We start from the raw sequence: 7,502 nt of genomic DNA, 5'->3' as shown, positions 1-7,502 counted from the left end.
CCGCCGCCAACGGCGAGGGCGCCGAGCTCACGCCGGTCCGGCTGCCGCACGACGCGCTGCGCGACACCGAGCGCGCGGCCGACGTCCCGTCGAAGGGCGCCGGCGCCTACCACCCGGCCGGTGCGTTCACCTACGTCAAGACGTTCGACGTGCCCGCCGACTGGGCCGGCAAGGTGGTCCGTCTGGAGGTCCAGGGGGCGTTCCGGCACGCGATGGTGTTCCTCAACGACGAGTTCGCCGGCAACCGCGCCGACGGCTACGCCCGGTTCTTCGTCGAGCTCACGCCCTACCTGCGCTTCGGCGCCGAGAACACGCTGCGCATCGAGGTCCGCTCGGGCGAGGACTCGCGCTGGTACTCCGGCGCGGGCCTGTACCGCCCGGTGCTGCTGCACGTCGACGAGCCGGCCCACGTCCTGCCCGACGGGGTCCGCGTGACCACGGTGCGCGTCGAGGACGACCAGGCCGTCGTCGAGGTCGCCACCACCGTGGCCAACCGCGGTCTGACCACCGCGCACCTCACCGTGACCACCGCGGTCACGGACCCGGCCGGCACCCCGGTCGAGGGCGACGCGACCCCGCTGACCCTCGCGCCCGGGCGCACCGCCGTCGTGCGTCAGACCCTCTACCTCGCCGAGCCCGCCCTGTGGAGCGTCGAGTCGCCGTCGCTCTACACAGCGCGCACGGACCTGGGCGACGGCGCGGCCGCCACGGTGACGACGTTCGGCGTCCGCACGGTGACGGTCGACCCGCGCAAGGGGCTGCGGATCAACGGCGAGCCCGTGCTGCTGCGCGGCGCGTGCATCCACGGCGACAACGGGCCGCTCGGCGCGGCGTCGATCGCGCGCGCGGAGGAGCGCCGCATCGAGCTCCTCAAGGCGGCGGGCTTCAACGCGATCCGCACGGCGCACAACCCGGCGTCGCCCTCGATGCTCGACGCGTGCGACCGCGTCGGCATGCTCGTCATGGACGAGGCCTTCGACATGTGGACCCGCGGCAAGACCCCGTACGACTACGCGCTGGACTTCCCCCAGTGGTGGGCGGCGGACCTGGCCTCGATGGTCGCCAAGGACTACAACCACCCCAGCGTGATCATGTACTCGATCGGCAACGAGATCGTCGAGGTCGGCACGCCGCACGGCGCCGCGTGGGCCCGCGAGATGGCCGAGCACGTGCGCACGCTGGACCCCACACGGCTGGTCACCAACGGCGTCAACGCCGCGCTCGCGGTGATGGACGAGCTGGCGGACATCCTCGCCGGGGACCAGGGCCTCAACGAGATGATGGCCGACATCGGCGAGGGCATGATCGCGATCGGCTCGTCCGACGCGGTCACCCGCCGCACGGCCGAGTCGAGCTCCGTGCTCGACGTGCTGGGCCTCAACTACGCCGACGGCCGGTACGCCCAGGACGCCGAGCTCTTCCCGCACCGCGTCATCGTGGGCTCGGAGACGTTCCCCCGCCAGATCGGCACGCTCTGGCCCAAGGTGCTCGCCAACCCCAACGTCATCGGCGACTTCACGTGGACCGGCTGGGACTACCTCGGGGAGGTCGGCATCGGCTCCACCGCGTACGCCGACGAGCCGGGCACCACGGTCGCGCTGGAGCGCGAGTACCCGTACCTCACCGCGTGGTGCGGCGACCTCGACATCACCGGCTGGCGCCGGCCGATCTCGTACCACCGCGAGATCGTCTTCGGCCTGCGCACCGAGCCCGCGATCGCCGTCGTGCGCCCCGAGCGGCACGGCCGGACCATCGCGCTCCAGTCGCCGTGGGCGTGGAGCGACTCCGTCTCCTCGTGGACCTGGCCCGGCTTCGAGGGCAGGCCGGTCACCGTCGAGGTCTCGGCCGACGCCGACGAGGTCGCGCTGCTCCTCGACGGCACCGAGGTGGCCCGTGGCCCGGTCGGGGCAAGCCTTCCCCTGCTCGCGAGCCTCGAGACCGTCTACCGCCCGGGCACCCTCGTCGCGGTCGCCTACCGCGCGGGGGTCGAGACCGGTCGCGCTGCACTCGTCACGGCCGCCGGCCCGACGGTGCTCGTCGCCACGGCCGACCGCACCGCGATCCGGGCGGACGACACCGACCTCGCGTACGTGGCCGTCGAGCTGCGGGACGCGTCCGGCGTGCTCGTCACCGGCGCGGACCTGCCGATCACGGTCACCGTGACCGGTGCGGGCGTCCTCGCCGGCCTCGCCAGCGGCAACCCGTCGACCGTCGAGCGCTTCGACGCCACCACGCGCACGACGTTCGACGGCCGCGCGCTCGCGGTGGTCCGGCCGACGCGGGCCGGCGCCATCACGGTCGCGGTGACCGCGCCGGGGCTCGACGACGTGGTGTTCGCCCTGACGGCCGAGGCGTAGTCGGCCGGGCGCGCGACGACGAGGGCTACGGGCGCGGGGCGAGGACCAGGCTGACCATCGTCGCCTTCGAGCTGGCCGAGTCCGCGACGGCGACGAGCCCCCCGGCCGTGCCGGGCGCCGGCGCCGAGTCGGCCCACAGGAGCGTGATCCGGCCGCCCGAGCTCCCGGAGGACAGGAGCCGCGCCGTGGTGCCGAGCGGTGCGGTCATGGCGGTCGTGGCGCTGGACTTGTCCGACCAGATCGACACGAGCACGCTGCCCTCGGCGGCCACCGGGACCGCTGGCGTCGTGTGCGCGGCGCGGGACACGGTCTCGAGCGCGCCCGCCGATGCCGTCACGACGCCTGGCCCCGTGCTGCGGTAGGCCCCGACGGCCAGCTCCCCCTTGGACAGCGCCGACACGCCGACGCTCACCACGGCACCGGCATCACCGATGGCGGCCGTCCTGGTCCACACGGTGGTGCTGTACCCGATCCCGGCGACCTGCTCGACGAGCGTCCAGCCGGTCACGCCCGCCGGTGCGGCGACCGCCGCCGAGGTGTTGACCGTCAGGGCGAGCACCAGCCCGTCCCCCGCCGCCACCGAGGCCGGGATGGTCACGCGGTGGGTCAGGGCGTTCGCGTCCGCGACCGCCGAGGCGACGTACGCCACCGGGGTCGCCGTCCCAGGCTCGGCCACCGTGACCGAGACCGTGCGGGCTCCGGTCGCAGCGTCGTCGTCCGTGACCGTCAGGGTCACGACGTACGTCCCCGGCTCGGCGTAGAGATGGGCCGGGGCGGACCCCTCGCCCGTGGTGCCGTCACCGAACGCCCAGGCGTACGCCACGACGGTGCCGTCGACGTCGGTGGACCCCGAGGCGTCGAACGCGCACGCGAGCCCCGTGCACGCCGGCGTGAAGGACGCCGTGGGCGGGACGTTCCCGGCGGGTGCGGTGACCGTCACCCCGTCGACGACAGCCCCGGTGGCGGTGCCGTCGTCGGTGACCGTCAGGGTCACGACGTACGTGCCAGGTTCGGCATAGACATGGGCCGGGGCGGACCCCTCGCCCGTGGTGCCGTCACCGAACGCCCAGGCGTACGCCACGACGGTGCCGTCGACGTCCGTCGACCCCGAGGCGTCGAAGGCGCACGCGAGCCCCGTGCACGCCGACGTGAACGCCGCGGTCGGCGGGATGTTCCCGCCCGGTGCTGCCGGGAGGAAGATCGTGTGCGCCGAACCGCTGACCGCGTCCGCGATCCCCGTGAGGGGCAGCAGCACCGGGGAGCTGCGCTGGGTCGTCGTGCCGTCACCGAGCTCGCCCGCGCTGTTGTAGCCCCAGGCCCAGACGTGGCCGTCCGCCGTGATCGCGAACGACTGGTCGCGGCCGTCGCCCGCGTCGACGATCCCGGAGAGCCCCGGCACGACCGTCGGGGCGAGCCGGGTTGCCGTGGAGCCGAGCCCGAGCGCACCGCGGTACCCGCGCCCCCAGGTCGCCACGGTGCCGTCCGCACGCACCCCGATGGAGTGCTGGGCGCCCGCGTCGACGTGCGCGTACCCGGCCGATGCGATCCGCACCGGCGACCGCGCGTCGACCGTGGAGCCGTTGCCCACCTGGCCGTACTGGTTGTCGCCCCAGGCCCACACGCCGCCCGACGCGTCGAGGGCCAGCGCATGGTTGCGCCCGGCGGACAGCTCGACGATGCCCGAGAGGCCCGGCACCGGGACCGGCGACGTCCGGCGCGTCGTCGTGCCGTCCCCGATCTCGCCGTTCACGTTGTTGCCCCAGGCCAGGACCGTCCCCGTGGCCGTCAGCGCGTAGCTCATGTCCCGGCCGGCGACGACCTGCCGGATCCCGGTCAGGCCCGCGACCTGCGTCGGGGTCCGACGCGTCGTCGTGGTGCCGAGCCCGAGCTGGCCGAGCGTGCCGTACCCCCAGGTCCACACGGTGCCTCCCGAGCGGATCGCCAGGCCGTGGTAGTGCCCGGACTCGACGGCCAGGACGTCGGTGAGCGACAGCTCGACGGGCGCGGTGCGCACCACGGAGGTGCCGTCGCCGATCTGGCCGAGGCTGTTGTCACCCCACGCCCAGACGCGGCCGCCCTCGTCGAGCAGGTAGCCGTGGTCGCGGCCGCTGGCGACCTGCACGGCGGTCGGCCCGCTGACCGGGCCGGCGATGGCGCGGCTGGGCCCGGCGCCGTTGCCCTGCTGGCCGAGGTCGTCGGCACCGACCGTCAGCGGCACGCTCGCCGCGGCGGTCGCCGGCGTGGCCGTCACCGTCAAGACCGGGCCGACGAGCGCCAGGGCGGGGAGCAGCAGGGCGACGGATGCGGCGGTGCGCCGGGCGTGCCGGGACGGGGACCGGGTCATGCTCGCATCCTGGCCCTGTGCGACCCGCGCCGCCAGGGCAGGCGGCGACGCGCGACCGCTCCGCACCGGTCGGGTCACCCGGACGTGTGACTAGCATCGCGGGGAGGGACGTTCGAGGAGGGGCACCGCCGATGAAGCTGGTCATCGAGGACGACGCCGACGCCGCGGGCCGCACGGTCGCGGCGATCGTGCTGGGCGCGATGCTCCAGGACCGGCGGGTCAACGTCTCCCTCACCGCGGGCGCGACCCCCGTGCCGGTCTACCGGCACCTCGTCGCGGCGCTGCGCGCCCACCCCGAGGCGTACTCGAACGTGCGCTTCTACAACTTCGACGAGGTGCCGCTGTCCGCGTCGGGGCCGGGGCTGACGATGTCCGCGCTGCGCGAGCAGCTCTACGGCCCCGCGGGGCTCGCCGACGACGCCCTGCGCATCCTGCGCGTCGACAACGCCGACGAGATCCGGGCGGACCTGCGCGACCACGGCGGGCTCGACCTCGTCCTCATGGGGCTCGGCACCGACGGCCACTTCTGCGCCAACATGCCCGGGACCACGCGGTTCGACGCCGACGTCTACACCTTCGCGATCGAGCCGACGGCGCCCTGGTACGACGAGGTGGTCGCGGCGCTGCCCCCCGGGGCGGACACCTCGGCCGGCGTCGTGACCTTCGGCCTGCCGATGATCCTCGCGGCCCGCCAGGCCGTGCTCATGGTGACGGGCGCCGGCAAGGCGGCCACCCTCGCGGCGATCCTGCGCGAGCCGGTGAGCACCCACCTGCCGGCGACGGCCCTGCGCCTGCACCCCAACCTCGTCCTCGTCGCCGACCGGGACGCCGCGAAGGAGATCGCCCCGTGACCGAGCAGCACGCCGCAGCCCCAGCCCCCCCGGCCGACTGGTGGCGGTCCGCCGTCGTCTACCAGGTCTACCCGCGCTCGTTCGCGGACAGCGACGGTGACGGGATCGGCGACCTGCGCGGCATCATCCGCCGCCTCGACCACCTGGCCGCGCTGGGCGTCGACGTGCTGTGGCTCTCGCCCGTCTACCGCTCGCCGCAGGACGACAACGGGTACGACATCTCCGACTACGAGGACGTCGACCCGCTGTTCGGCAGCCTCGCGGACCTCGACGGCCTCATCGCCGGCCTGCACGCGCGGGGCATGCGACTGGTCATGGACCTCGTCGTCAACCACACGAGCGACGAGCACCCGTGGTTCGTCGAGTCGCGCTCCTCGACCGAGAGCCCGAAGCGCGACTGGTACTGGTGGCGCCCGGCCCGCCCCGGCCGCGAGCCCGGCACCCCGGGCGCCGAGCCGACGCCGTGGGCGTCCTTCTTCTCGGGCCCGGCCTGGGAGTACGACGAGGCCTCCGGCGAGTACTTCCTGCACCTGTTCTCGCGCAAGCAGCCGGACCTCAACTGGGAGAACCCGCAGGTCCGCCAGGCCGTCTACGCGATGATGCGACGCTGGGTGGAGCGCGGGGTCGACGGCTTCCGGATGGACGTCATCAACCTCATCTCCAAGCGGGTGGGCGCGGACGGCTCGCTGCCGGACGGCGCCGTGCGCGCGGACGGGCTCAGCGACGGCACGCCGTTCTGCATGAACGGCCCGCGGGTCCACGAGTTCCTCGCCGAGATGCACCGCGAGGTGCTCGCCGGGCGCGGCCTCATCACGGTGGGCGAGACCCCGGGGGCCGGCGTCGCCGACGCCGTGCTCTACACGGACCCGGCGCGGGCCGAGGTGAACATGGTCTTCACCTTCGAGCACGTCGACCTGGACACCGCACCCGGCGGGACCAAGTGGGACCTCGCCCCGCTGCGCCTGAGCGACCTCAAGGCCAACCTCACGCACTGGCAGGAGGGCCTGGCGGCCGCGGGCTGGAACTCGCTCTACTGGAACAACCACGACCAGCCGCGGATCGTCTCGCGCTGGGGGGACGACGGCGCGCACCGCGTCGCGAGCGCGAAGTCGCTCGGCACGGTGCTGCACCTGCTGCGCGGCACGCCCTACGTCTACCAGGGCGAGGAGCTCGGGATGACGAACGCGCACTTCACCGACCTGGCGCAGTACGAGGACATCGAGTCCCTCAACTGGGCGCGCGACGCCCTAGGGCAGGGCAGGCCCGTCGACGAGGTGCTGCGCTCGCTCGCCGTGAAGTCCCGCGACAACGCCCGCACCCCCGTGCAGTGGGACGCCTCGCCGAACGCCGGCTTCACCACCGGTACCCCGTGGCTGACGGTCAACCCCAACCACACCGAGATCAACGCCGAGGCCGCCGTGGCGGACCCGGGCAGCGTCTTCCACCACTACCGGCGCCTCATCGCCCTGCGGCACACCCACGACGTCGTGGTGCACGGCGACTACCGCCTGCTGCTGCCCGCGGACGAGCAGGTCTTCGCGTACGTGCGGACGCTGGGCGACGCGCGGCTGCTCGTCGCGGCGAACCTCTCCGGCTCGACCGTCACGGTCGACCTCGGCGCCGACGGCGCGCTGCTGGCCGGCGAGGTGCTCGTGGGGACGCACGCCGGCCCGGTCCGCGACGGTGCCGCGCTGACGCTGGCGCCATGGGAGTCGTTCGCGCTGCTCAGCTGATCAGCTGTCGCCGGGGCGGCGCAGCCCCACGGCCCCGACCACCGCCGCCAGGACGGCCACACCGGTCATGGTGACCCGGCCGACCGTCGCGGCGCGCCGCCGGCCGAGCCCAGCACGTCGCGCCCGCCGGGTCCCCGTGCCGGCCGCGTGCTCGGCCGCTCGTCGGAACGACCGCTCGATCTCGGCCTCGGCCTCGCGACGGCCCTCCCAGTGCGCG

General features: G+C 74.4%; 4 protein-coding genes and 1 pseudogene. 3 read left to right on the top strand and 2 right to left on the bottom strand.

Translation table 11 applies throughout. The annotated features are described in order from the left end of the window. A partial coding sequence (locus PKY62_RS11190; protein WP_324536969.1) for a glycoside hydrolase family 2 TIM barrel-domain containing protein occupies window positions 1-2,357 on the top strand: 2,357 nt, incomplete at its 5' end. Window positions 2,358-2,382: 25 nt separating this feature from the next. On the opposite strand, the gene PKY62_RS11185 is transcribed toward PKY62_RS11190, so the two are convergent. Next, window positions 2,383-4,701 (bottom strand): PKD domain-containing protein, encoded by a 2,319-nt coding sequence (locus PKY62_RS11185; protein ID WP_324536967.1) that lies wholly within the window; start codon window positions 4,699-4,701, stop codon window positions 2,383-2,385. 131 nt (window positions 4,702-4,832) lie between these two features. Here PKY62_RS11185 and PKY62_RS11180 point away from each other — a divergent pair, with 131 nt between their 5' ends. Together PKY62_RS11180 and PKY62_RS11175 are read left to right on the top strand one after the other, a co-directional pair. Then, window positions 4,833-5,552 (top strand): 6-phosphogluconolactonase, encoded by a 720-nt coding sequence (locus PKY62_RS11180; RefSeq protein WP_324536965.1) that lies wholly within the window; start codon window positions 4,833-4,835, stop codon window positions 5,550-5,552. Further along, window positions 5,549-7,285: a glycoside hydrolase family 13 protein gene (locus PKY62_RS11175; RefSeq protein ID WP_324536963.1), complete on the top strand. Its 1,737-nt coding sequence runs from the start codon at window positions 5,549-5,551 to the stop codon at window positions 7,283-7,285. Before PKY62_RS11180 ends, PKY62_RS11175 begins: the two co-directional genes overlap by 4 nt. On the opposite strand, the pseudogene PKY62_RS11170 reads toward PKY62_RS11175, so the two are convergent. Beyond that, a pseudogene (locus PKY62_RS11170) lies at window positions 7,286-7,502 on the bottom strand (hypothetical protein); the annotation flags it as partial.

It is taken from the genome of Actinotalea sp. (assembly GCF_035443605.1).
GTDB lineage: Bacteria > Actinomycetota > Actinomycetes > Actinomycetales > Cellulomonadaceae > Actinotalea.
The sequence above is the reverse complement of the archived record's forward strand: the minus strand, read 5'-3'. Positions and strand labels throughout refer to the sequence as shown.